The organism is Rhizobium sp. CC-YZS058 (assembly GCF_034720595.1).
Taxonomy (GTDB): domain Bacteria; phylum Pseudomonadota; class Alphaproteobacteria; order Rhizobiales; family Rhizobiaceae; genus Ferranicluibacter.
Map to the genome: position 1 here is coordinate 4025421 of NZ_JAYESJ010000001.1, position 25983 is coordinate 4051403.

The following is a 25983-nucleotide window of genomic DNA, read 5'->3' on the forward strand; positions in this document are numbered from 1 at the left end:
GTTTCACGTGAAACAATTGAATCGGAATCGAAATGATCAAGAGCTTCGATGTGATTGTCATTGGAGGCGGCCATGCTGGTACGGAAGCTGCCGCGGCTGCGTGCCGCCTTGGCGCTGCAGTGGCCCTCATCACCCATCGGCGCGATACGATTGGCGTGATGTCCTGCAACCCTGCAATTGGTGGCTTGGGCAAGGGTCACCTTGTCCGCGAGGTTGATGCCTTCGACGGCCTCATGGGGCGCGTCGCCGATGCCGCCGGAATTCAGTTTCGGCTCCTGAACAGACGGAAAGGTCCGGCAGTCAGGGGACCAAGGACTCAGGCGGACAGGAAGCTCTACCGGGAAGTCATGAGCGCGGAAATCGAGGCGCTTGCAAATCTGACTGTCATCGAAGGCGATGTCACTGACTTGATCCGCGACGGCTCGGCAATACGCGGCGTCATCCTTGCGGATGAGCAGCATTACAAAGCCGCTGCAGTGGTGATCACGACAGGAACATTCCTCCGAGGCCTTATTCATATCGGTCAGGAGAAACGCCCAGCGGGTCGCGTTGGTGAGCCGCCCTCGATCGGCCTGTCTCAAACCTTTGCCAACCTCGGTGTCAAGCTTGGCCGGTTGAAGACTGGCACACCTGCTCGCCTGGACGGTCGGACCATTCGTTGGGACAGCATTGGACGCCAAGGCCCGGACGAAGAACCTGTGCCTTTCTCGTTCATGACCGATCACATCCTGAACCGTCAGATCGACTGCGGTGTTACACGAACAACGCCTGAAACACACAGGATCATCGAAGAGAACCTGGGGCAATCCGCCATGTACAGCGGCCAGATCGAAGGTGTTGGCCCACGATACTGCCCATCGATTGAAGACAAGATCGTCAAGTTCGGAGAGCGGGATGGTCACCAAATCTTTCTTGAGCCCGAAGGCTTGGACGACCACACAGTTTATCCAAACGGGATTTCGACCTCGCTGCCAGCCTCCATTCAAGAGAAGTTCATACGCACCATCCCGGGGCTGGAAGCAGTCACAATCCTTCAACCGGGCTACGCCATCGAATACGATCATATTGATCCGCGGGAGCTCTCGCCAACACTCGCCCTGAAGAAAGTAAGTGGCTTATACCTGGCAGGGCAAATCAACGGTACAACCGGGTATGAGGAAGCCGCTGCCCAAGGACTTGTCGCGGGTCTGAATGCTGCGCTCTTCGCTGCAGCGCGTGCACCCTACGTGTTCTCGCGGACCGACTCCTACATCGGGGTCATGGTCGATGACCTCACATCTCGTGGTGTGGCTGAACCCTACCGCATGTTCACATCGCGCGCGGAGTACCGTCTATCACTTCGCGCAGACAATGCGGATATGCGGTTGACGCCGAAGGCCGACGAACTCGGCTGTGTTGGCTTGGCGAGGCGCGAGCGCTTCTCGGCGTGGTCTGCGTCGTTCCATGAATGGAAAACCTTTTTGCAGTCTGTCTCTCTCACACCGAATGAAGCCTCTCACTACGGCCTGAACATCAACAAGGATGGGCAACGGCGGACAGCTTTTGACCTTCTTTCCTATTCCGAGGTCTCACTGGATCGCCTTTCGTCTATCTGGCCAGAGATCGTCGAGATACCGGTCAAGCTTCGCGAAGCGTTGGAAACCGAAGCCCAATACTCCGTATACATGGAACGACAATCCGCGGACATTGCTGTTGTCCGGCGGGAGGAAGAGCGATTGATTCCCGATAGCTTCGACTACTTGCTGCTCCCCGGACTCTCGAACGAGCTCAAGCAGAAACTGGGACGTGTGAGACCGCGAAATCTTGCTCAGCTACAGCAAGTTGACGGAATGACTCCTGCGGCAGCTCTGCTGATCCTCGGGCACATCAGGCGTGATGATCCACGCCAGACGCCCGCGGAGTTGCGCGCATGACGAGTCTCGACCTCCTTCCGCATGTTTCACGTGAAACCTATTCCCGCTTGGAGCAATTTGTCGCGTTGTTCCAGAAATGGGCACGGCACATCAATCTGGTGGCACCGTCCACTCTGTCACAGGTCTGGGATCGCCACGTTAAAGACAGTGCACAACTCTTTGCACTGAATCCGAGCCCTCTTCAGTGGCTGGACCTTGGAAGCGGCGGCGGTTTTCCAGGTGTGGTGACTGCCATCCTGCTTCGTGAAGTTGAAGGAGGATGGGTGCATCTTGTCGAAAGCAATCACAAGAAGGCATCGTTCCTCCGAGTTGCCCTGCAGGAGACTGGGGCGAAAGGCAGTGTGCATTCGGTGCGAATCGAAGATGCTGATGAGGCCATCACTGACATTCAAGCCGTGTCTGCCCGGGCGCTTGCTAGCCTTCCATCTCTCCTGGAAATGATCGTGCCATGGGCGAACAGGAATACAGAGCTTGTCAGCTATCTCCATAAAGGGCGGGATTATGAATCCGAAATCGCTAACGCGCGTGGCAAGTTCCAATTCGATCTGGTAAAGCATCAAAGCAGGGTCGAGCCGGATTCGGTTGTTCTTGAGATTTCTCGCCTGACGCGGCGCCCTATTGCTGCAGGAGCTAGGCATGACGCGCGATAAGAACCGCATCATCACCATCGCGAACCAGAAAGGTGGCGTTGGAAAAACCACAACGGCCATCAATCTCGCAACGGCACTCGCAGCAATCGGCGAATCGGTTTTAATCATCGATCTTGATCCTCAGGGGAATGCCAGCACCGGGCTAGGCATCAACCGTCGTGACCGACTTGTTTCCTCCTACGAGTTGATGATTGGAACCCACGGGATCGCGGAGACTGTCCTGAAGACCGCTGTTCCAAATCTTTCTATCGTCCCCTCAACGATGGATCTTCTTGGGCTGGAAATGGAAATTTCCAGCCATTCCGATCGTGTGTTTCGGCTCCGAAAGGCTGTGAACGCTCCGGACGCCTTGGCCTACGACTATATCCTCGTCGATTGCCCGCCGTCGTTTAATCTGTTGACGATGAATGCGATGGCGGCCGCGCATTCGGTGCTTGTCCCATTGCAGTGCGAGTTTTTTGCTCTGGAGGGGTTGAGTCAGTTGCTCGAAACTGTTGACCAGATCCGCCGGACCGTGAATCCCTCGCTGGATATTCAAGGAATCGTCCTTACGATGTTCGATTCCCGAAATAACCTGGCTCAACAGGTCGTGAGCGATGTCCGGACACATCTGGGAGACAAGGTGTACCATACCTTGATCCCTCGCAATGTTCGCGTATCGGAAGCCCCTTCCTATGGTAAACCTGCTATTCTCTACGACTTGAAATGTGCAGGAAGCCAAGCCTACCTCCAGTTGGCGTCTGAAGTGATTCAAAGAGAACGGCAGCGCAAGGCAGCCTGATCGATTCGGCTTTGTAACGATTGTGGATTGAGTGATGAGTGAAGATCCGACACGCCGGCGGCTCGGCCGCGGTCTTGCAGCCTTGATCGGCGAAATGGACCAGCCAATTGGCAGGGAAAGCGAACCGACCAAGCCGGTTGCTGCCGACCGCAAGATACCGATCGAGTTCATCAGCCGTAATCCGCGCAATCCTCGCCGCACCTTTGATGAAGCAGAACTGCAGGATCTGGCAACGTCGATTCGACAGCATGGCATTGTCCAACCTGTTGTGGTTCGTCCGATGCCGGGCGATCGTTATGAGATCATCGCCGGTGAACGGCGTTGGCGGGCAGCGCAGCTCGCAGGGTTCTCGGAGATCCCGGTTATCCTCCGCGATGTTGACGACCGAACCGCGCTCGAAATTGCGATTGTCGAGAATGTCCAACGGTCCGATCTCAATCCGCTTGAAGAGGCGCTCGGCTATGATCAACTCATGGAAGAGCATGGTTACACACAGAATGATCTCGGCGATATTGTCGGCAAAAGCCGGAGCCATGTTGCGAACAGTCTCCGACTGCTAAAGCTTCCAGAGCCGGTGCGAGAGATGCTCTCCGCCGGCGCCCTGTCGGCTGGCCACGCGCGGGCTCTTATTCCGACCTCCGACCCGACAACCTTGGCCCGTGCCGTCATCGCCAAGGGTCTGTCTGTGCGTGATACGGAAAAGCTGGCACAGAACGATATCCGCCTGCAGAATGCTCCGGACCAAGGGGCGAAGTCGCGGCCTGAAAAGGATGCGGACACGATCGCGCTGGAAAGATCCCTGACGGACAGCCTCGGCCTGGATGTTTCGGTCAGCCATAAGGCGACTGGCGGACACCTCAAGATCAGCTACAAGACGCTCGACCAGCTCGAGGAAATCTGCCGCTTGCTCGAACGTCGGTCTTAGCGGCGCCTTTGCCCAATGGCTTGCGCGAGTGGGCCCGTCGGCCGGCGTAGCACACGGTCCTCTGGTGTCGGTGACCTGAAGTCCTAGCCGCGGCGGGCTTGGGCGGCGACGGCCAGAAGAGCTTGTGCAGCGATGTCGTCTTCCAGTGCAGCCCGGCTACGACTCTGGAAAATCGCTGCCTGTAGTCGTTTCAGGTCACGCGCCAGACCGGCAGGCGTCGCGCTGCGAAGAGCCGCCTCGACAATAGGCTTCCGTCGGAAGTGAAGACCCCGGCCCAGCGTTGCAATCACATCGCCAGCTTGACGCCGCCCTGCGTCCATCTCGCTTCGCATGAGGTCCAGCTGTTGGTACTGCCTTAGACAGGACTGAAGGACGAGGAAGATGGGAGTCTTGGATGCGGTAATCTTTCGCAATGCGGCGGTCAGCTGTTCCATGTCGCCCTTAAGCACCGCGTCGACCGCATCGTCCACAGAGGCGGCACTCGCATCGCCGATGATCTCGGAAATGTGGCTTTCCTCGATGACCGGCATATCGCGGCAATAGAGTGCCAGCTTGGCGATTTCGTTGCGCGATGCGATCCGATCGCCGCCAAGCGAGTCACGCAACAGTTCGCGTGCTTCCGGGGTCACGCGCAGACCTGCCTTCCCAAGCTCTTGATCGATCAGCGCATTCAGGGAACGGGCATCGTCTGCATAGCAAGCAATAGACAACACGGATCGTGCGGTCTCGCCGGCTTTGCGCAACGGAGCGGTCTTCTTCAGGTCGCCAGCCTCGATGAGGAGATAAGCGTCGCGCGGTGGTTCGGCGGCGAGATGGGCAAATCCTTCGATCAGGCCTTTCTCAGAGCCGCTCGCCTTGATCCAAACGAGTCTCTGCCCGCCAAAAAGACCAAGCGCGTTGGCCTCGTCGGCAAGGCGACCAGGCGCTTGCTGCAGATCGCTCCCGTCCAGTCGGATCAACGAAAAAGGATCTTTGAGATCGACCCCGGTTTTTGCAGCGATGGCTGCCGCGCGTTCGGAGATCAACCCCCGGTCCGGCCCATAGAGCAGATAAAGGCGCTGACTGGGTAAGTCACGCTCGATCAGACGGTCAAACTCATGCGACTTGACCTCGCTCACGACAAGCACCCTTCCCGGTCCCGCTGATGGGGCAGCACCTTACCGACCAAGTGCAGCTGCGAGATCGGCGCGGATGATTTCCGCGAGCTCTTTCGCTGCCCGGTCCTGGCCGTCTCGGATAGCGCGGAGTTTGGCAAATTCCTGAACCGGAAAATCGACAAGCGCGATGGCCGATCGGCTACCAGACCGGATGGTTTCACCCGTCTTGACGCGCGTCAGGTTGTAATCTGCCCGAACGACGACCCGGCCAGCTGCGGCCATGTCACGATCGTTGCGCTTGTCATAGAGAACGTTGCGGGTCTCATGCGTGACAGTCAGGGCGAGATTGTAGTCGGCAACCGCTGGCTCGCCAGCGCCTCCGGAGGTGAGGAAGATCAGGCTGTTGCGAACCTGCTGACCCACGCGATCCGTGGCTTCGGAAATCTCGATCGCCCCCAGCGCCTTGGCCGGGCCCCCGGCAGCGCCGTCCGCATAGAGCGGCCGAACCTGGCAGCTGCTCAGAGAAAGGGTCAAGCAGGCTGCAAGAGCAGCCATGGTCAAATGTCTTGCGCGAGCAGCAAAATCAAACGACGACATTCACGATCCTCTGCGCAACGACGATAACCTTCTTCGGCACCCGGCCATCCAGTGCTGTGCGGACGGCCTCGAGCTCCAGCGCAGCGCGCTCTACGGCACTCTGATCGGCATCCCGCGCGATTGTCAAATCACCCCGCTTCTTGCCGTTGATCTGCACGGGCAAGGTGACGGTGTTCTCGACCACGAGCGCATCATCATAGCGCGGCCAGGCAGACTCGGCGATCAAAGTGGTTCCACCGATCTCGACCCAGCACTGTTCTGCCAGATGCGGCATGATCGGGGCAAAGAGATGGATGAGGATCTCGACCGCATCCCGCAGGGCGCCAGCCATGGCAGCATCGTCGCTGGTCTTGGCCAGTTCGGTCAGCGGGCCGGCCAGCGTGTTGACGAGCTCGTAGAGGCGGGCAATGGCCTTGTTGAAGTTCAAGCGGTCGTAATCGGCCTCGACTGCCTTCAAGATGCGATGCGCTGCCTGCGACACAGCAAGGCCCGTTCCGTCTCGTGCAGGTACAGGCTTGGCGGCTGCGAGCGCCTGTGCCGCTTCGCTGATCAAACGCCAGATGCGCTGAACCAGACGGTGCGCGCCCTCGACGCCTGCCTCCGACCAGATCACGTCACGATCCGGCGGGGAATCCGACAGAACGAAAAAGCGGGCCGTGTCGGCGCCATAGGAGGCGATGATGTCGTCGGGATCGACGACATTCTTCTTCGACTTCGACATCTTCTCGATCGAGCCGATCTCGATCGGTTCCCCGGTTTCGATCAACACGGCGCGTCGCACCCCGTCGACCTCGTCGATCCGCACTTCGGCTGGCGAAACCCAGTCCCGCCCGTTTTCTCCCGCTCGGCGGTAGGTCTCGTGCACAACCATGCCCTGCGTGAACAATCCACGGAACGGTTCCGCAATGTCGGCATGGCCGGCCACGCTCATGGCGCGGGTAAAGAAGCGAGAATAGAGCAGATGCAGGATCGCATGCTCGATGCCGCCGATATACTGGTCCACCGGCATCCAGCGGTTCGCCGCAACCGGGTTGGTCGGTTGCGCTTCCCACGGCGCGGTGAAGCGCATGAAATACCAGGAGGAATCGACGAACGTGTCCATCGTGTCGGTTTCACGCCGCGCATCGGCTCCGCATTGCGGACAGGCGACGTGGCGCCAGGTCGGGTGGCGGTCGAGCGGGTTGCCCGGCTTGTCGAACGTCACATCGTCCGGCAGCTTGACCGGCAGGTCTTCCTTCGGCACCGGAACCACACCGCAGGCGTCACAATGGATGACCGGGATCGGGCAGCCCCAATAGCGCTGGCGCGAAATACCCCAGTCACGCAAGCGGAAGTTCACCTTGCGCTCCGCCTGTGGCCGGCCATCCAGCATTGTGCCTTCGAGCTGACTGGCCACGCGCTCGAAGGCTTCTTCTGTCGAGAGTCCATCAAGGAAACGGGAATTGATCATGACGCCATCGCCCGTATAGGCGGTGTCGCCGATGGCGAAGGTCGCAGCGTCCCCATCCTTCGGCATGATCACCGGCACGACCGGCAGACCGTATTTGCGCGCGAAATCCAGGTCGCGCTGATCGCCGGACGGGCAGGCGAAGATCGCGCCAGAGCCGTAATCCATCAAGACGAAATTGGCGATATAGACCGGCAGTTCCCAGGAAGGGTCGAGTGGATGGCGAACCTTCAGCCCGGTATCGATACCCTTCTTCTCGGCGGTCTCGAGGGCTGCGAGAGACGTTCCCGCACGGCGGCATTCTTCACAGAAGGCGTCAATCTCGCCGTTACCGGCTGAAAGCGCCTTGGCAAGCGGATGGTCGGCGGCAATGGCGACGAAAGAGGCGCCGAACAGCGTATCCGCACGGGTCGTGTAGACCTCGATCTCGGTGTCGTTGCAATCCTTCGGGCTTTCAACCAGCGGCCAGCGAATGGACAGGCCCTCCGAACGGCCGATCCAGTTCTTCTGCATCAGCCGTACCTTCTCCGGCCACTCGGTCAGCGTGTCCAGCGCGTCGAGGAGATCCTGGCTGAAATCGGTGATCTTGAAGAACCACTGCGTCAACTCGCGCTGTTCAACCAGGGCGCCAGAGCGCCAGCCACGACCATCGATCACCTGCTCGTTGGCGAGGACCGTATGATCGACCGGATCCCAATTGACCTTGGATTGCTTGCGGTAGACGAGGCCCTTTTCAAGAAAATCCAGGAACAGGTGCTGCTGCTGCTGGTAGTAGGCGACATCGCAGGTGGCGAATTCGCGGCTCCAGTCCAGCGACAGGCCCATGACCTTCAGCTGCGCACGCATGGAGGCGATGTTCTGATAGGTCCAGGCTGCCGGATGCACATGGCGTTCCATGGCCGCATTTTCCGCCGGCATGCCGAAGGCATCCCACCCCATGGGGTGAAGAACGCTGTAACCGCGCGCCCGCTTGTACCGCGCCACGACATCGCCCATCGCATAGTTTCGCACATGGCCCATGTGGATCCGCCCCGAGGGGTACGGGAACATCTCCAGCACGTAGTATTTCTCGCGCGGATCGTCGTTGTCGGTCGTATAGACGCCGCGTTCCTCCCAGACCCGCTGCCAACGGGGCTCGGCGTCGCGCGGATTGTAGCGTTCGGTGGCCATAAGCGTCATTTTCCGGATTGGTGGCTCGGTCATTCCCCGGCGTCGGCATGTCTTGGAAGGCTGCAGGCAAACGCCTGCAAAGCGTCGCCATCGGAGCGTTTTGCGCGCAGACCTTCACCATGAAACGGCGTGAGCGTCAAGTTTTTGAGCACGTGCGCGCGGGCTCGCTGTTGGCGTTCACGAAGCTTGCGCCTATAGGCAGAGCGAGAGTTCGAAGCAGGGAGCCGATCCATGAGCAGTGCCGACAACTATGCCGAGATCACCGCCCGGATCGGAGCGGCCTGTCGCGCATCCGATCGGCAGCCGGAGACGGTGACGCTGGTCGCGGTCTCCAAGACCTTCGGGGAAGAGGAGATCCGCCCTGTCCTCAATGCCGGCCAGTGCGTCTTTGGCGAGAACCGGGTTCAGGAAGCGCAAGCAAAGTGGCCGGCGTTGAAAGCCGATTATCCGGGTCTCGTCCTGCATTTGATTGGCCCCCTGCAATCCAACAAGGCAGGCGATGCCGTAGCCTTGTTCGATGTGATCGAAACAATCGACCGCGAGAAGATCGCCCGGGCCGTGGCGGACGAAATGGCGCGCCAAGGCAGGACCCTGCGTCTCTATGTTCAGGTGAACACGGGGCTAGAGCCCCAGAAGGCCGGCGTGGCGCCCGATGAGGTGCCAGCCTTCCTTGCGCTCTGCCGTGCCGAGCTTGGACTGACGATCGAAGGGCTGATGTGTATTCCGCCGGCGGAGGAAAACCCTGGACCGCACTTCGCGCTTCTGGAGCAGCTTGCGCGAGACAATGCCGTGGAAAAGCTTTCCATGGGTATGTCCAGCGATTTCGAGACCGCCATTGCTTTCGGTGCGACCAGTGTCCGGGTGGGATCCGCGCTCTTCGGTGCCCGTTAGAAAGCAGATGCTGCAAACGAAAACCCGGCACGGAGCCGGGTTCTGCAGGCAAAAATCGGAGCGATCGCTTAGTAGCGATCGTCGTCTTCGTCGTCCGGCGTGGTGGACTTGAGCGACTTGAGCTTGGCAAAGACGGCGTCGGCGTCCATTTCCGGCTCTTTCTCCTCGTCGCGGTCATAGCCGAAGGCGTACTTTTCCGTCTCGCGAGCTGGCTCCAGCGTGGCGCCCATCTCTGCCGCGGTCGGCAGCGGACGGCCCTTTGCTGCGCGCTCGACCTCGAGATCCAGATCGATCTGGCTGCACAGGCCAAGCGTCACCGGATCCATCGCCGTCAGGTTGGCGGAGTTCCAGTGCGTGCGCTCGCGAATCTGCTCGATCGTCGACTTGGTGGTGCCGACGAGACGTGAAATCTGCGCATCCTTCAATTCGGGATGGTTGCGTACCAGCCAGAGAATGGCGTTCGGACGATCCTGTCGCTTGGAAACGGGGGTGTAGCGCGGGCCCTTGCGCTTGGATTCAGGCACACGAACCTTGGGCTCCGAAAGCTTCAAACGGTAGGCAGGATTGCCCTCGGCTCGGGCGATTTCCTCGCGCGACAGCTGGCCGGTGCCGATCGGGTCGAGGCCCTTGATGCCCTGAGCGGACTCGCCGTCGGCGATCGCCTTGACCTCAAGCGGGTGCAGCTTGCAGAACTGGGCGATCTGGTCGAATGACAGCGCCGTGTTGTCGACAAGCCAGACGGCGGTGGCCTTGGGCATCAGCAACTGTTGGGCCATAGATATAGTCCTTCTGTCCGTCCGCGCCGGTGTCGCGGGCCGTGGAATACCACTGATTTCCGGGAATAGGCGGCTCTCATACGCGCTTTGTCGCAGAATTGCAATTCTTATGGAGCAACGGACCATTGTCTAATTGCCGTCCTCTTCAGCGCTGATATGTAGGGGGCAAACGACGCGACGAGGGCCGTGTCGGGAGGGTATCGCAGGGAGGATGACGCGGATGTCCGACAAGACCTATCCGATTGAACAGGCAATCAAAGACCAAGCGCTGATCGACGAGGCCACCTACCAAGACTGGTACGAGGCAAGCATTCGCGACCCTGATGCATTCTGGGGCGAGCATGGTCGTCGCATCGATTGGTTCAAACCCTATACCAAGGTCAAGAACACCTCTTTCCTTGGGAATGTCTCTATCAAGTGGTTCGAGGACGGCACGACAAACGTGTCGCACAACTGCCTCGATCGCCATTTGGAGACACGGGGCGACCAGGTCGCCATCATTTTCGAAGGTGACGATCCCTCTGTCGATCGCAAGATTACCTATCGCGAGCTCCACGCCGGCGTTTGCCGGATGGCCAATGTGCTGTTGGCGCGTGGGGTCAGGAAGGGCGACCGCGTCACCATCTACATGCCGATGATCCCGGAGGCTGCCTACGCCATGTTGGCCTGCGCCCGCATCGGCGCGGTGCATTCCGTCGTCTTCGGCGGCTTCTCGCCCGATGCCCTGGCGGGCCGCATCGTCGATTGCCGTTCGACCTTCGTGATCACCTGCGATGAAGGCGTGCGCGGTGGCAAGTCGATCCCGCTCAAGCAGAACACCGACAAGGCCGTCGAAATTGCTGCCAAGCAGGATGTCGCTGTCGAGACGGTCCTCGTCATCCGTCGTACGGGCGGAAAGATCGCATGGAATGACGGTCGCGACATCTGGCACCACGAGGCCGTCGACACCGTGGATGCCACCTGCCCGCCGGTCGAAATGGCTGCCGAGGATCCGCTGTTCATCCTCTATACGTCCGGCTCCACCGGCAAGCCCAAGGGCGTCCTGCACACGACGGGCGGCTACCTCGTCTATGCCGCAATGACGCATGAATATGTGTTCGATTATCACCCCGGCGATATCTACTGGTGCACGGCCGATGTCGGCTGGGTCACGGGCCACTCCTACATCGTCTACGGGCCGCTGGCGAACGGTGCGACGACGCTGATGTTCGAAGGCGTGCCGAATTTCCCGGACCATGGCCGGTTCTGGGACATTGTCGACAAGCATCAGGTGAATATCTTCTATACCGCTCCGACCGCGATCCGCTCCCTGATGGGTGCAGGCGACAGTTTCGTGAAGCGGTCCTCGCGCGCATCGCTGCGTATTCTGGGAACGGTGGGAGAGCCGATCAATCCGGAAGCCTGGCAGTGGTATTACGATGTTGTCGGTGACGGGCGGTGTCCGGTGATCGACACCTGGTGGCAGACGGAAACCGGTGGCCACATGATCACCCCCCTTCCCGGCGCGACCGCTCTCAAGCCTGGTTCAGCCACCAAGCCGTTCTTCGGCGTCAAGCCAGAGCTTGTCGACAATGAGGGCACCGTGATCGAGGGTGCGGCGGATGGCAACCTCTGCATCGCCGATAGCTGGCCTGGCCAGATGCGCACAGTCTATGGCGACCACGAGCGCTTCGTTCAGACCTATTTCTCGACCTATAAGGGCAAATACTTCACCGGTGATGGCTGCAAGCGCGATGCCGACGGCTATTACTGGATCACGGGCCGTGTGGACGACGTGCTGAACGTCTCCGGCCACCGGATGGGAACCGCGGAAGTCGAGTCCGCCCTGGTCAGCCATGACTCCGTCTCGGAAGCAGCCGTTGTCGGCTATCCGCACGACATCAAGGGGCAAGGCATCTATTGCTACGTGACCCTGATGGTTGGCCAACAGGGATCGGAAGATCTCCGCAAGGCGCTCGTCTCGCATGTTCGCAAGGAGATCGGGCCGATCGCCTCGCCGGACAAGATCCAGTTCGCCCCAGGCCTGCCGAAGACCCGGTCCGGCAAGATCATGCGGCGTATTCTGCGGAAAATCGCCGAAGACGATTATGGTGCTCTCGGGGACATTTCCACCCTGGCAGATCCTGCCGTTGTCGAGGACCTGATCGAAAACCGCCAGAACCGACGCCACGCATAGGACCAAGCCGGCGCGGCTCAGCCGTGCCGGCGTCCGTTCCGGCTAGAAATCGATGGCGCGGCCGGCAATTTCCCAATCGCCGAACCGGACCGGCTCAGCGCCGCCTCGACCACCAACCTCCTTCGGCAGCTCCAGTTCGGCTTGGGCTCGACGGCGCTCTTCTGCCTCCTTCAGGGCGCGCTGCGCAGCAGGCGAGAGAACCTTCTCCATCGGCCGTGCCCCGGTCTCCTGATCATCCTGCATAAGGATATCCTTTCCACAGTTGACGAAACAGCTCCTGCTTCCCACGTTTGCAGGAGGATGTGCCGGACATATAGGCGCGTAGCGCCCGCTTCGCATCCCGTGATTCACGTGAAACCGGCTTTGCTTTGGAGAGCTGCATGAACCTCGTTCGGACCGCGATGCTGCTGGCCTTCATGACCGCCCTGTTCATGGCGGTCGGCTTCCTGATCGGGGGACGCGGCGGCATGATGGTCGCTCTCCTCATCGCAGCGGGCATGAACTTCTTTTCCTACTGGAACTCGGACCGGATGGTCCTGAGCATGTATGGGGCTGTGGAGGTCGATGAACGCAGTGCTCCTGAGTATTACGGCATCGTGCGCGACCTCGCTGCACGGGCCGGTCTCCCGATGCCACGCGTCTATGTGATCGACAGTCCGCAGCCGAATGCCTTTGCCACCGGCCGCAACCCGGACAATTCTGCCGTCGCAGCCTCGACGGGCCTGCTCCAAAGCCTGAACTACGATGAAGTCGCAGGCGTCATGGCGCATGAGCTGGCGCATGTGCAGAACCGCGACACGCTGACCATGACCCTGACCGCGACCCTTGCCGGCGCGATCTCCATGATCGGCAATTTCGGATTCTTCCTCGGAGGAAACCGGGAGAACAACAATGGCTTCGGTGTGATCGGCACGCTGGCGGCGATCATTATCGCCCCGCTCGCGGCCATGCTGGTCCAGATGGCTATCAGCCGCACCCGCGAATATTCGGCGGATCGGCGGGGAGCGGAGATTTGCGGAAAGCCGCTTGCGCTTGCCTCCGCACTTCACAAGATTGCAGGTGCCGCTCATGCAGTCCCGAACATGCAGGCAGAGCGGAACCCGGCGACCGCGCATATGTTCATCATCAATCCGCTGAACGGCCAGCGGATGGACAACCTGTTTTCGACCCATCCTGCGACGGAAAACCGGATTGCGGCGCTCCAGCAGATGGCAAGCGAATTTCCGTCTACACCGTCCTTTGGCTCGACCTCGCCCGTGCGAGCTGATAGGCCGACGCGCACTGGTCGATCTGTTCCCACAACGGGGCCCGGCCGCTCGACCCCTCCAAGAGGCCCATGGTCCTAAATGTCAGAACGTTCCGATTCGGCCGCGAAACGGTCTCGACAACCTTCGAAACCGCTGACTGCAGCTAAGCCTGGGTTGGAAGCGCGGCAGACAGCCGGAAAGCTTCTTGGCGCCGTCCTCGACAAACATGTCTCGCTCGACGGACTGCTCGATCCTGTCAGCGGCAATCCTGCATTCCGTGCTCTCCCAGATGCGGACCGCGGTCTGGTCAAAGCAATCCTTCATGCCTCCCTTCGCAACTTGCCGCATATCGAAACGATGCTGGCAGGCCTGGTCTCCACTCCGCTACCGGAAGGTGCCCGCGCACTGCAGCATACGCTGATCGTCGCCGCTGCGCAGATCGTCTATCTCGACGTCCCCGATCATTCTGCCGTGGATCTTGCTGTCGAGCAGGCGCAGGCCGATCCGCGAAGCCGCCGTTTTGCCAGCCTGACCAATGCCATTCTCCGCCGCCTTTCTCGGGAGAAGCAGGATTTGCTCCCCGCCGTTGCCGCTTCGGTTCCTGCAGTCCCGGCATGGTTCTACGCGCGCCTGACGGACATTTACGGCGATTCGCATGCGAAACGAATAAGTGAGGCGCAGCTGCAACCGAGCGCGATCGACCTCACGGTCAAAGGGGATCCTTCCGTCTGGGCCGAGCGCCTGGGCGGAACTGTCCTTCCAACAGGATCGGTTCGTCTTCCTGCCTTTGAAGGCCAAGTCTCGTCCCTCCCCGGTTTCGAGGATGGAGAATGGTGGGTCCAGGATGCAGCGGCTTCTCTGCCTGCCCAGCTTTTTGGTCCGCTTGCCGGTCATCGTGTCGTCGATCTTTGTGCAGCTCCGGGCGGCAAGACGGCCCAATTGATTGCAGCCGGGGCGGATGTGACCGCGCTCGATCAATCGCCAAACCGTATGCGCCGCCTGCGCGGCAATCTGGAGCGCCTTGGCTTCGCGGCAAAAACGGTCGAAATCAACATGGCGGAGTTCACGCCTGACCGGCTGTTCGATGCAGCCTTGCTCGACGCGCCCTGCTCCTCGACCGGCACGATCCGCCGCCATCCAGACGTTCCCTATACCAAGGGGCCCGCCGATATAGAAAAGCTGGCCGGCCTGCAGGAGCGCCTGCTTCGCCACGCGCTCACGGTCGTCAAGCCAGGCGGGCTCGTCGTTTTCTCCAACTGCTCGCTGGATCCGATGGAGGGCGAGGAGATGGTGGACCGTCTCGTTGCAGCCGGTCTTTGCCACCGCGTCCCCGTGGATTCCACACGTTTCCCCGGTCTGACTGACGCTGTGACGGCGAAGGGCGAGATCCGCACCACTCCGGCCATGCTGCCGGCAACGGACGGTTTTGCCGGTGGACTGGATGGTTTCTACGCCGCCGTCCTGCGCCGCCCTGCCTGAAACCCCTTGCGCGAAAGCGGGCAAAGGGTACTTTCTCCATCATCTCTTATGGTTAGCTCAGGCTTAACGTGCCATAATCGTCGTCGGGCTTCGGACAGGCGTTCGGGGGGCGGGACAGGTTTTCAAAACAGACAATGCCAGTATTTGAGCGTCGGCGATTGTTTTCACTCTACGCGCAGGAGGCATGGCGACGTGCCTCCAGCCGCTGGGCGCTTGGCCGCAAATCCGTGCTCCGCTTTTCCGGCAGTGCGCCGGATCGACTGATCGTGGCACCGACGGATCTTCGACAGATTGATCCCTTCATCGCCCAGGAAATCGTCGACGGCCGGTTTCCGCTTTCGGGTCGCGTGCTCGACACTCACGGCGAATCGCCCTTCGAGATCGATCTTCCTTCGCGGGATTTTGCGCTCCGTCTTCACGGCTTCGGCTGGGTACGGCACATGCGCGCGTTGAAGCGCGAAGAGGATCTGCTGACGCTGAAATATCTCGTCAATGGCTGGATCGCATCCCATGGCCGCTATGTGAAGGGCATCGCCTGGGAACCGGAGGTCGCCGCACAGCGGCTGATTGCCTGGCTTTCCCACTCCCCGGTCATCCTCAAGACCGCCGATCACGGCCTTTACCGGCGCTATCTGAAAAGCCTCGCCTTTCATGTGCGCTATCTCAAGCAGCTGGCGCCGCTTGCGCCGGAGGGCGAGGCGCGGTTGCGCGTCCGTGTCGCGCTGGCCTTCGCGTCGCTCTCCATGCCCGCCTCTCCCTCGTCGATCCGCAAGGCGGCGCGCCATCTCGATCTCGAGCTCGATCGCCAGATCCTGCCCGATGGCGGCCATGTCTCGCGCAATCCCCGTGTGGCGCTCGATCTTCTCCTGGATCTCCTGCCGCTGCGCCAGACCTATGTCAATCTTGGCCATGATGTGCCGTCGCGGCTGATACCCTGCATCGACCGCATGTATCCGGCCCTTCGCTTCTTCCGCCATCAGGGCGGCGAGCTGGCGCTGTTCAACGGATCGACCTCCTGCCAGGCCAACGAACTGATGACCGTGCTGCGCTACGACGAGACGGCCGGCGCGCCTTTCAAGGCTCTGCCGGACAGCCACTACCAGCGCCTCTCGGTCCAGGATGTTGCGGTGATGATCGATACCGGCCCGCCGCTCTCTCCCGCCCTGTCGCGCACAGCCCATGCAGGCTGCCTCTCCTTCGAGCTCTCTTCCGGTCGACACCGGTTCATCGTCAATGCCGGTGCGCCCCGGTTTGCCGGCGAGCGCTACCGGCAGATGGCGCGCCTGACGGCGGCGCATTCCACGGTCACCATAGGAGACCGGTCCTCGGCCCGGCTCTCCGAATCCCGCTTTCTCGGACCGATCATGACCGGCGGTCTGACCCGCGTCGAGGTGACGCGCGAAGGCAACGCCTCGGGCGACTGCGTCGTCGCCAATCACGATGGTTATCTCAAAGCCTTCGGCCTGCTGCACGAGCGCGATCTCAGCCTCAACCCTGCCGGCACCGTTCTGCGCGGACGAGACCGTGTGATGCGGGCCGATCGCAGTGATCCTGATCCGGCCGACACCACCGAGGCGGTTGCCCGCTTCCATCTCCACCCGGCCATCGCCTATCGGCGCCAGGGGCCACACGAGGTCTGGCTGGTCGCGCCGGATGGCGACAGCTGGCTGTTTACCTGCCGCGACGGCGAGATTCTGATCGAGGAGGATATCTTCTTCGCGGATGCATCGGGCCTTCGCCAGTCGAGCCTGCTCGCGGTGCCCTTCACGGCCGGCAGCACGGCCGAAATCCAGTGGCTGCTTTCCCGCAAGGTTTAGGCTTGGCTGTTCCTTCACCGGGCCAGCTGTGTTAACGGCAGCGCCATGTCCGTCCTGCAGCGGCGCCTTCTTCCCGCCTGTCGCCCTGCCCAGCCTGGAGCTTCCCCATGGCCGTCGCCTCTAAGCACATCCCTGCCCCTGATCGCGTGACCGTCAAGACCGCGCTTCTCTCCGTGTCGGACAAGACCGGCATCGTCGAGCTGGCGCGCGCGCTTTCGCAGCGCGGTATCGCGCTCGTATCGACCGGCGGCACGCACAAGGCGCTATCGGAGGCCGGTCTGCCGGTGCGCGACGTTTCGGACCTGACAGGGTTTCCCGAGGTCATGGATGGCCGGGTGAAGACGCTGCACCCCGGCGTTCACGGCGGCCTGCTCGCCATTCGCGATGATGCCGACCACGTGGCCGCCATGCAGGCCCATGGCATTGCCGGCATCGACCTGGCGATCATCAACCTCTACCCTTTCGAGGAGGTTCGGGCCAAGGGCGGCGACTATGCGACCACGGTCGAGAACATCGACATCGGTGGCCCGGCCATGATTCGGGCGGCGGCCAAGAACCATGCCTATGTGACGATCGTGACCGATGCGCGGGACTATCCGCGGCTCATCGAGGAACTTGACCAGGGGGCAACGTCGCTTGCCTTCCGCAAGCAGATGGCGGCCAAGGCCTATGCGCGGACCGCGGCCTATGACACCGCCATTTCCGGCTGGTTTGCGGAGGTGCTCGACACGCCGATGCCACAGCACCGCACGATCGGCGGCGTGCTGAAGGAAGAGATGCGCTACGGCGAAAACCCGCACCAGAAGGCGGGTTTCTACGTCACCGGCGAGAACCGGCCCGGCGTCGCCACGGCCACACTGCTGCAGGGAAAGCAGCTCTCCTACAACAACATCAACGACACCGATGCGGCCTTCGAGCTGGTTGCCGAGTTTCCGGCCGAGAAGGGCCCTGCCTGCGCCATCATCAAACACGCCAACCCCTGCGGCGTTGCCACCGGTGCCAGCCTGATCGAGGCTTATCGGCGGGCGCTGGGCTGCGATTCCACCTCGGCCTTCGGCGGGATCATTGCGCTTAATCAGGAACTCGACGGCGAAACGGCGGAAGAGATCGTCAAGCTGTTTACCGAGGTCATCATCGCACCGGCTGTCAGCGAAGCGGCCAGGGCCGTCATCGCGCGCAAGGCCAATCTGCGCCTGCTCGTCACGGGCGGGCTGCCGGACCCGCGCATTCCTGGCCTCACAGCGAAGACGGTCGCTGGCGGCCTGCTCGTTCAGACCCGGGACAACGGCATGGTCGACGATCTTGATCTCAAGGTCGTGACCAAGCGCGCGCCGACTGCGACAGAGCTCGAAGACATGAAGTTCGCCTTCCGTGTCGCCAAACACGTCAAGTCGAACGCCGTCGTGTACGCGAAGGATGGACAGACAGTCGGGATTGGCGCGGGCCAGATGAGCCGGGTCGATTCCGTGCGCATCGCCGCCATCAAGGCCGAAGATGCCGCCCGGGCCATGGGTCTCGAAAAGCCGTTGACCATCGGCTCGGCGGTCGCCTCGGAAGCTTTCCTGCCCTTTGCCGATGGGCTTCTTTCGGCGGTTGCGGCCGGTGCCACTGCCGTCATTCAGCCCGGCGGCTCGATGCGCGATGACGAGGTGATTGCCGCGGCCGACGAAGCGGGCATCGCCATGGTCTTCACCGGCATGCGCCACTTCCGCCACTAACGCCCGCGAATGGCTTCAATCCCGCCTTCAGCCGCGAACCGGCTTGTTGGCGGGATAGGGTGTTGCAAGCAGGACCAGAAGACCGACGGCGAGAAACACGATCAGCGCCGTCATGCCGATGCGGGCGGATCCGGTTGCCAGCGTCAGCGAGGCGACGCTGGCCGGTGCGAGGAACGAGGTCGCACGGCCGGAGAGGGCGTAGAGCCCAAAATAGCGCCCTGCCTCTCCTACGGTCACGCTGCGTGCCAGATAGGACCGCGCCGAGGCCTGGACAGGGCCGAAGGCGATGCCGACCAGGAGCCCGAAAAGGACATAGGCTTTCTCAGCCGCGGTGCCGAAGAGACCCCCGCTGTCGTCCGTCGAGAGCGGAACAAGTCCGAACAAAGTAAATCCCGGGCCGGTGGAAATGATGCCGATGGTCGCGACGATCAGGCAGACAAGCGACAGAACCACGATCGCCTTGGAGCCGAGCGCCCGGTCGAGCCGGCTTGCAGCCAGGCACCCGCCGATGGCCACGACGTTCAGAATGATGCCGTAGATGCCGAGTTCCTTCGTCTGCCAGGCAAACATGCCGGCCGCAAACGTGCCGCCGAGCGCCAGCAAGCCGTTCACGCCGTCTTGAAAGATCATGCGGGCGACGAGGAATCGGAGAATGCCACGTCGTTCCTTCAGGCTGAGGATCGCACTCTTCAAGTCCTGCAGGCCTGCTCGTACGGCCGCGCCTCGGGCATGGCCGGTGCGCGGTGCATCGGGCGTGAAGAGAAACATCGGCAGGATGAAGAGCGCATACCAGCCGGCTGCAATCGGTCCCGTCAGCCGCGCAGCGGCAAAGCTGTCCGTATCCAGAAGCGTTACCACGCCGATCAACACCACCATGCCGCCCAGATAGCCGATGCCCCAAGCCATGTTCGAGATGCGGCCGGTCTCTTCGGGGGGAACCAGCCGTGGCATCATGGAATCGTTGAAGACAATGGAAAACTCGGCCGCAACGGACGCAAGGATGATGCAGAGCGCGGCAAGCAGGACCGGCGAGCCGGGCGTTGCGAGATAAAGCGCGAGCAGGGCCAGGATCTTCACGATCGCGAAGCCGGCAATGAAGGGCTTTCGCGGGCCCGTGGCATCGGCAAGGGCACCAAGCACCGGCGAGAGGACGGCGATGATCAGGCCGGACACCGTCAGCGTGTAGCCCCAGGCAGCCTGGCCCAGCGCCGGATCGCCTGTCAGGCCGGAGACGAAATAGGGACCGAAGATGAAGGTGATGACGACGGTAAAGAAGGGCTGCGCCGCGAGATCGAAGAGCATCCAGCCCCAGATCCCGGCACGGCCCGCCTTCGCTCCCCGCTCTTCGCCCCTCTCGCCGTTCATCCCCGTCGTCCTCGTTCACATGCGCTGTGTTGCCGCCCTGTCTTACAGGCCGCTTCGCGTCTGCGCGAGGTCGTTCAGCAGCCCGGCTGCCACGGTGATCTTGGCAAGCGTCACCTCCCCTTTCTCCGTCATCTGCACCAGCTGGTCGCGAACGCGGTTGAACCGTTCGAGATCGGTCTGCTGCCAGGCTTCCACGGGGTTCTTCTCGCTCTTCCGATCGGTCAGCGCGGCGATGGTGATGGCGCGCCGCGCATTGCCGATATCGCTGCTGCTGCGGGCGAGAGCCATGGCTTCGTAGGTATCGGTCGGCATGACGCGCTCGGCCGCGGCCAAAAGCTTGCCGACCTTCAGTCCTTCGGTCACCGCAAAATAGCTTTCCGCCGTGCGGGGAAGCGAGGTTCCGGTTGCCGCCGAAACTTGCATGATCTCCGGCACCAGCGTGATGAGGAACAGGCTGGCGATCTCGCGGGCCAGCGGCTCGGGCACGCCCTTGTCCATCAGCGCCTGCGCGCGGGCCGCCGTTTCCGCCGCAGCCTCCTCCGGGATCGCGCCATGGGCGGCGGATTTCAGCTTCTCCAGCGCTGAGTGGAGGGTTTCTACAGCGCCCTGAAGCGGACCGGCCGCAGCGCGGGTGCGCAGCGTTCGTTCGGTGACGATCGAGAAGATCCGGCCGACTTCCTGATAGAGTTCGTTCTGCACCAGGCCCGGCAACCGGGTGTCGAGCGCATCGATCTCGGCATAGATCCGGCGCAGGTCGTAGCCGTCCCGCGTCAGGATCGCCGCCTTCACCACATCGGCCGGCAGGAAGCCGGTCTGGTCGATCATGGTCGAGACGAAAGCCGGTCCCCCGCGGTTGATCACGTCATTGGCAAGCAGTGTCGCGATGATCTCCCGGCGCAGCCGGTGTCCGTCGATGTCTGCGGCATGGGCCTTCTGCATCTTCTTCGGGAAATAACCGACCAGCGTCTCGTGGAAATAGGGATCATCCGGCAGATCGCTTTCCACCAGCGCGTCGAAGAGAACGATCTTGGCATAGGAGAGAAGCACGCCGATTTCGGCCCGGGTCAGCGGCTTGCCGGCCTGGTAGCGTTCGCTCAATGCCGTGTCGCCCGGCAGCACCTCGACCCTGCGGTTCAGCCGCCCTTCCGCTTCCAGCCGCGTCATCAACCGGGCAAGAGAGGTGCGGTTGGCGAGGCCCTGCATCTCGGTGAGCGAAATGGCGAGCGATTGGCGATAGTTGTTGGCCAGCACCAATGCCGCCACCTCGTCGGTCATCGAGGCAAGCAGCGTGTTGCGCTTTTCCCGCGTCAGGCGTCCGTCGCGCAGGGCCGAGGCCAGGGCGATCTTGATGTTGACCTCCACGTCGGAGGAATTGACGCCGGCGGAATTGTCGATGGCATCCGAATTGCAGCGCCCGCCTGCAAGGCCATAGGCGATGCGGCCGCGCTGCGTGACGCCGAGATTGGCCCCCTCACCGATCACCTTCGCGCCGACCTCCTCGGCCGTGATGCGGATCGCATCATTGGCGCGGTCGCCCACCTCCGCATCGGTTTCGCTGGCGGCGCGCACATAGGTGCCGATGCCGCCGAACCAGAGAAGGTCGACCTTGGCCTTGAGGATCGCTGTCATGATTTCGAACGGCGTCGCCTCGGTCTTGTCGAGGCCGATGGCTGCGGCGGCCTGCGTGGTCAGGACGACTGATTTTTCGCTGCGGGCAATGACCATCCCGCCCGTGGAGAGACGCGCGCGGTCATAGTCCTGCCAGCTCGAGCGTGGCAGGGCGAACAAACGCTGCCGTTCTGCAAAGGATAAGGCGGCATCCGGGTCGGGGTCGATGAAGATGTCGCGGTGGTCGAAGGCTGCCATGAGGCGGATTTCGCGTGACAGCAACATGCCGTTGCCGAAAACGTCTCCCGACATGTCACCGACGCCGACCACGGTGACCGGGCTCGTCTGGATGTCGCGGTCGAGCTCGCGGAAGTGGCGTTTGACCGTTTCCCAGGCGCCACGGGCGGTAATGCCCATCTTCTTGTGATCATAACCGGCGGAGCCGCCGGACGCGAAGGCATCGTCCAGCCAGAAGCCGGCATCCTGTGCCAACCCGTTGGCCGTGTCGGAGAAGGTCGCAGTGCCCTTGTCGGCGGCGACGACGAAGTAGGGATCGTCTCCATCGAGCCGCAGCGTATCGGCAGGCGGGACAACCTCCTGGCCAACAATGTTGTCGGTGATGGAGAGGAGCGTGCGGATATAGGTCTTGTAGGCCTCTGTCCCCACCCGGAAGATTTCCTCGCGCGTGCCGCCGGCCGGCAGCAGCTTGGGGAAAAAGCCGCCTTTGGCGCCCACGGGCACGATGACCGCATTCTTGACCTGCTGCGCCTTGACGAGCCCCAGCACCTCCGTCCGGTAATCCTGCGCCCGGTCCGACCAGCGGAGGCCTCCCCGCGCCACTTTGCCGAAGCGCAGATGCACGCCTTCCACCTCGACGCCGTAAACGAAGATTTCGCGGAACGGCCGCGGCTCGGGCAGGCCGTCGATCAGTTTCGGATCGAACTTGAAGGCCAGCATGGCGGGCGGCAGCCCTTGCTGATCCCGCTGGAAATAATTGGTCCGCAGCGTTGCCTGTACAGCATTCATGCAGCGCCGCAGGATCCTGTCCTCATCAAGACTCGGAACGCTGTTCAGTGCCTCGTCGAGACCGGCCTGCAGCTGGGCAAGCCGACGGTTCCGCGGCTTGTCCTCGAGCACCGGATCCATGCGCGCCAGGAAAAGCTGGAAGATCGAAGCCGAGATTGCAGGATATTTGTTGAACGTGTCGGCGATCAGCCCTTGGGAATAGGTAATGCCGGCCTGCCGGAGGTAGCGGGCATAGGCGCGCAGCACCGTCACCTCCCGCGCGCTCATGCCCGAAAGCAGGATCAGGCGGTTGAAGGCGTCGTTTTCCACCCTCCCCGTCCAGGCGGCGAGGAAGGCCTCTTCCAGAAGCGGTCCCGTCTTCCTCAGGTCCAGCCGCTGTCCGTCGCGATGCATGAGTTCCATATCATGCAGGACGACGTCCCGCTGCCCTGCCGCATCGCCGACATTGAGCTCGTGGGTCTGCTCGCTCACGACATGGAAGCCGAGATTTTCGAGTAGCGGGACCCGTTCGGAAAGAGCCACCGCGTTGCCGGCATGGAAGATCTTCAGCTTCAGCCGGTTCTCCGGCTCGCTCGGCCGTGTGTAGAAGGCGATGCGGATCGGATCGTCCGGCGTGACCGCTGCCATATCCTCAAGGTCTTCGAAGGCCTCCGCCGGCGTGAAGGCCGCCTGGTAGGCCTGCCCGGCCGCCAGGGTCACATCCTGGTCGCGCGCCAGGAGGGCGAAGCGATCACTCCAGCCGGTGACGATCTCGCGCACCTGGCGCTCCAGCACCGCCTGCGGAATCTGTGGCGTCTTGCCGCCGGTGCGGCCGATGATGAAATGCACGCGGGCCAGACTGCCCGCCGGGAAACTCGGATAATAGGCCGACAGCCGACCGCCATAGGCGTCCTTGAGATAAAGCCCGATCTTCTCGCGCACGTCGGAGTCATATTGCTCGCGGGGAACATAGACGAGCAGCGACACGAAACGGTCGAACCGGTCGATGCGGGGCAGCACGCGCACGCGGGGGCGGTCTGCCAGTTCGTTGATCTGCTCGCAGAAGCTTTCGAGGAGACCGCCGTCGATCTGGAAGAGATCGTCGCGCGGATAGGCTTCGAGCGTATTGAGCAACATGCGGCCCGAATGACCGCGCGGGTCGAAGCCGAAATGCTCGATGATGCGCCGAACCTTGAGCCGCAACAGCGGGATTTCAGCGGCCGGCATGGTGTAGGCGGTCGAGGTGAAGAGACCGACGATGCGCAGCTCCCCGATCACCTGCCCTGCCTCGTTGAAGCGCTTGACCCCGACATAATCGAGATAGGCACGCCGGTGAACCACCGATTTCGCATTGGCCTTGGTGACGATCAGAAAGTCCGGCCCCTGCAGGAAGGCAAGGATCTCCGGCGTGGTGACCACCTCGTCATTGCCCTGGCGCAGCACCCGGACATTCGGGTCGGAAAGGATGCCGAGGCCCTTCCCCGTGCCGCGATCGACCACGGCGGTCTCTCCTTCGCCGGAATAACCATAATCGCGCATGCCGAGAAAGGTGAAGTTGTCCGAGCGCAGCCATTTCAGGAAGTCGAGCGCCTCGTCGCGGTCGCTCTGGCGCCTTCGGGGCGCATGGTTTTCCAGGTTCACCATGGCCTCGTCGAGCAGGGCCTTCATCGGCTCCCAGTCGCCGACAGCCTGATGCACCTGTGCAAGCACAGCCTCCAGCCGGGCTTTGAGATCCTCTGCCTCCGCGTCGGTCAATTCGGCCAGATGGATGTGGATATGGCTGACGCGATCAGACGGGTCGCTGGCTGCGTCGGGATCAAACAGGATGGGCGCCCTGCCCTTTTCCACGACCAGGATCGGATGCACGGCCAGCGTCAGGTCGCGGTGGCGGCTCGTTACTTCGCCCATCACGGAATCATAGAGAAACGGCATGTTGCGGTCGGTCACGGTCAGCACCGAGACCGGCTCTCCGCCGGGTGCGATGTCCGGAATGCGGGTGATGGTGATGCGCGGCCCCTCACCTGTCCACGCCGTCAGCTCTCTCCCCGCATGAATGGCGGCATGGGCAAGCATGGTAGGATTGTAGAGCTCGAGATCGTCCTGGCTGGCATAGGCCAGCAGGCTCATCGGCGAAAGCGGTGTCCCCGCCAGCGATGCTGCCTCCCGTGTCACCTGCTCGATCAGCCGTTCCCGCTTCGGATGATGCTTCGCCACCATGCGTCGTCCTCCATCGACTTTGATTCGCCGGACCCTAGCAGAGTGCTGTGAATTCGCGACCACTCTTCCTGACTAGGATGATGACTGCGGCGCGTCACGACGCCGGAATGGTTGACGGATGCGGGAGAGAAGGCGATCAGTCGTCAATCGATATCGGAAACAGTGCCATGTCCGACGCAGCCAGCGGCATCATCATCGTCATCTCAAGCCATGTCATGCGCGGAAGCGTCGGCAATCGCGCTGCCGTCTTCGCGCTCGAAAGTCTCGGCTTCACCGTCTGGGCCGTTCCGACGGTCATCCTTCCCTGGCATCCGGGCCACGGCCGCGCCACCCGCGTGACGCTCGAGACGGAGAGTTTCGACGCAATGCTTCAGGAACTCGCGGCATCGCCATGGGCTGGCGACGTCAAGGCGGTTCTTTCCGGCTATCTCGGCAGTCCGGGCCAGGTTGCCGCGGTCGAACATTTCGTCGAAACGCTGAAGGCACGCAATCCGGCCGTCATCTATGCCTGCGATCCGGTTATCGGGGACGAAGGAGGGCTCTATGTACCGGAACCGGTGGCCGCTGCCATTCGTGACCGTCTTCTGCCCCTTGCCACGATTGCAACTCCCAACCGCTTCGAACTCTCCTGGCTCTGCGGCGTCCCGCTTGCTTCCAACGCCGAAATTCTCGATGCCGCTCTCGCGCTTGGGCCGCCACGCATGCTGGTGACTTCCGCTGTGGCGATGATGAGCGGCAGCACCGGCAATCTTTATCTCTCCGGCCACCATGCGCTGCTCGCCGAACACCGGATGATCGATGGAGCGCCGAACGGCACGGGCGATCTCATGGCGGCTCTTCTGCTCGCCCGGCTTCTCGAAGGGCATGACGAGGAGCGGACGTTGCAACTTGCGACGGCCAGCGTCTTCGAGATCGTCTCGCGTTCCGTTCGCCGCGGTGCCGATGAGTTGACGCTTCAGCAGGACTCCGCCAGTCTCTCCCGGCCCATGGCCCTTGTGCAAATGCGGCATTTGCTGCATCCGGCCCAGAAGCCGAAACGTTGATCCGGTAAGCCTCAACAAGCGCTTGCCTGAGGAGCGGTTCGTCGCTTAAACGGCAGAGGCG

At 61.9% G+C, this 25983-nt stretch carries 18 protein-coding genes; 11 read left to right on the forward strand and 7 right to left on the reverse strand.

The genetic code is table 11. The annotated features are described in order from the left end of the window. The first annotated feature begins 35 nt into the window (after positions 1-35). The 4 genes from mnmG to U8330_RS19215 are packed head-to-tail and all read left to right on the forward strand — an operon-like array spanning position 36 to position 4269. Positions 36-1913 carry a tRNA uridine-5-carboxymethylaminomethyl(34) synthesis enzyme MnmG gene (gene mnmG, locus U8330_RS19200; protein ID WP_323107370.1) on the forward strand — a complete coding sequence of 626 codons (1878 nt, stop codon included), beginning with the start codon at positions 36-38 and terminating at the stop codon, positions 1911-1913. Further along, positions 1910-2563 (forward strand): 16S rRNA (guanine(527)-N(7))-methyltransferase RsmG, encoded by a 654-nt coding sequence (gene rsmG / locus U8330_RS19205; RefSeq protein ID WP_323106856.1) that lies wholly within the window; start codon positions 1910-1912, stop codon positions 2561-2563. The genes mnmG and rsmG overlap by 4 nt, the downstream gene beginning before the upstream one ends. Next, a complete protein-coding gene (locus U8330_RS19210; RefSeq protein ID WP_323106857.1) occupies positions 2550-3344 on the forward strand; it encodes a ParA family protein in 795 nt (264 codons plus the stop codon). Before rsmG ends, U8330_RS19210 begins: the two co-directional genes overlap by 14 nt. A 34-nt stretch (positions 3345-3378) precedes the next feature. After that, on the forward strand, positions 3379-4269 hold the full coding sequence (locus tag U8330_RS19215; RefSeq protein WP_323106858.1) for a ParB/RepB/Spo0J family partition protein: 891 nt from the start codon (positions 3379-3381) through the stop codon (positions 4267-4269). A gap of 83 nt (positions 4270-4352) precedes the next feature. On the opposite strand, the gene holA is transcribed toward U8330_RS19215, so the two are convergent. The 3 genes from holA to leuS are packed head-to-tail and all read right to left on the reverse strand — an operon-like array spanning position 4353 to position 8580. After that, positions 4353-5387: a DNA polymerase III subunit delta gene (gene holA, locus U8330_RS19220; RefSeq protein WP_323106859.1), complete on the reverse strand. Its 1035-nt coding sequence runs from the start codon at positions 5385-5387 to the stop codon at positions 4353-4355. 39 nt (positions 5388-5426) lie between these two features. After that, positions 5427-5963, reverse strand: coding sequence for a hypothetical protein (locus U8330_RS19225; RefSeq protein WP_416236883.1), 537 nt, complete (start codon positions 5961-5963; stop codon positions 5427-5429). Then, entirely contained in the window at positions 5950-8580 is a 2631-nt protein-coding gene (gene leuS / locus U8330_RS19230) for a leucine--tRNA ligase (RefSeq protein WP_323106861.1), read from the reverse strand. The genes U8330_RS19225 and leuS overlap by 14 nt, the downstream gene beginning before the upstream one ends. Positions 8581-8811: 231 nt before the next feature. Between leuS and U8330_RS19235 the strand changes: the two genes are divergently transcribed. Further along, positions 8812-9471: a YggS family pyridoxal phosphate-dependent enzyme gene (locus tag U8330_RS19235; RefSeq protein ID WP_323106862.1), complete on the forward strand. Its 660-nt coding sequence runs from the start codon at positions 8812-8814 to the stop codon at positions 9469-9471. Positions 9472-9539: 68 nt separating this feature from the next. Here the strand turns inward: U8330_RS19235 and U8330_RS19240 are convergent, their stop codons facing one another. Then, positions 9540-10247 (reverse strand): DUF1013 domain-containing protein, encoded by a 708-nt coding sequence (locus tag U8330_RS19240; protein ID WP_323106863.1) that lies wholly within the window; start codon positions 10245-10247, stop codon positions 9540-9542. Positions 10248-10467: 220 nt separating this feature from the next. Between U8330_RS19240 and acs the strand changes: the two genes are divergently transcribed. Continuing rightward, positions 10468-12423: an acetate--CoA ligase gene (gene acs / locus U8330_RS19245; RefSeq protein WP_323106864.1), complete on the forward strand. Its 1956-nt coding sequence runs from the start codon at positions 10468-10470 to the stop codon at positions 12421-12423. Positions 12424-12465: 42 nt separating this feature from the next. Here the strand turns inward: acs and U8330_RS19250 are convergent, their stop codons facing one another. Beyond that, entirely contained in the window at positions 12466-12666 is a 201-nt protein-coding gene (locus tag U8330_RS19250; protein WP_323106865.1) for a DUF1674 domain-containing protein, read from the reverse strand. Positions 12667-12803: 137 nt separating this feature from the next. Here U8330_RS19250 and htpX point away from each other — a divergent pair, with 137 nt between their 5' ends. The 4 genes from htpX to purH all read left to right on the forward strand — a co-directional run bounded on the left by htpX (position 12804) and on the right by purH (position 18684). Beyond that, on the forward strand, positions 12804-13769 hold the full coding sequence (gene htpX / locus U8330_RS19255) for a zinc metalloprotease HtpX (RefSeq protein WP_323106866.1): 966 nt from the start codon (positions 12804-12806) through the stop codon (positions 13767-13769). Then, on the forward strand, positions 13770-15149 hold the full coding sequence (locus U8330_RS19260) for an RsmB/NOP family class I SAM-dependent RNA methyltransferase (protein WP_323106867.1): 1380 nt from the start codon (positions 13770-13772) through the stop codon (positions 15147-15149). Positions 15150-15283: 134 nt separating this feature from the next. Beyond that, the gene (locus U8330_RS19265) at positions 15284-16966 is read left to right on the forward strand and encodes a heparinase II/III family protein (RefSeq protein ID WP_323106868.1); all 1683 of its coding nucleotides are present in this window, start codon (positions 15284-15286) and stop codon (positions 16964-16966) included. A 107-nt stretch (positions 16967-17073) separates the two neighbouring features. Continuing rightward, a complete protein-coding gene (gene purH / locus U8330_RS19270; RefSeq protein ID WP_323106869.1) occupies positions 17074-18684 on the forward strand; it encodes a bifunctional phosphoribosylaminoimidazolecarboxamide formyltransferase/IMP cyclohydrolase in 1611 nt (536 codons plus the stop codon). Between the two features lie 27 nt (positions 18685-18711). Here the strand turns inward: purH and U8330_RS19275 are convergent, their stop codons facing one another. Both U8330_RS19275 and U8330_RS19280 read right to left on the reverse strand, forming a co-directional pair. Then, complete coding sequence (locus U8330_RS19275; RefSeq protein WP_323106870.1) at positions 18712-20049, reverse strand: MFS transporter; 1338 nt, start codon at positions 20047-20049, stop codon at positions 18712-18714. 42 nt (positions 20050-20091) lie between these two features. Continuing rightward, the gene (locus tag U8330_RS19280; protein WP_323106871.1) at positions 20092-24879 is read right to left on the reverse strand and encodes an NAD-glutamate dehydrogenase; all 4788 of its coding nucleotides are present in this window, start codon (positions 24877-24879) and stop codon (positions 20092-20094) included. A gap of 167 nt (positions 24880-25046) precedes the next feature. Here U8330_RS19280 and pdxY point away from each other — a divergent pair, with 167 nt between their 5' ends. After that, positions 25047-25922 (forward strand): pyridoxal kinase PdxY, encoded by an 876-nt coding sequence (gene pdxY / locus U8330_RS19285; protein ID WP_323106872.1) that lies wholly within the window; start codon positions 25047-25049, stop codon positions 25920-25922. The last annotated feature ends 61 nt before the right edge of the window (positions 25923-25983 follow it).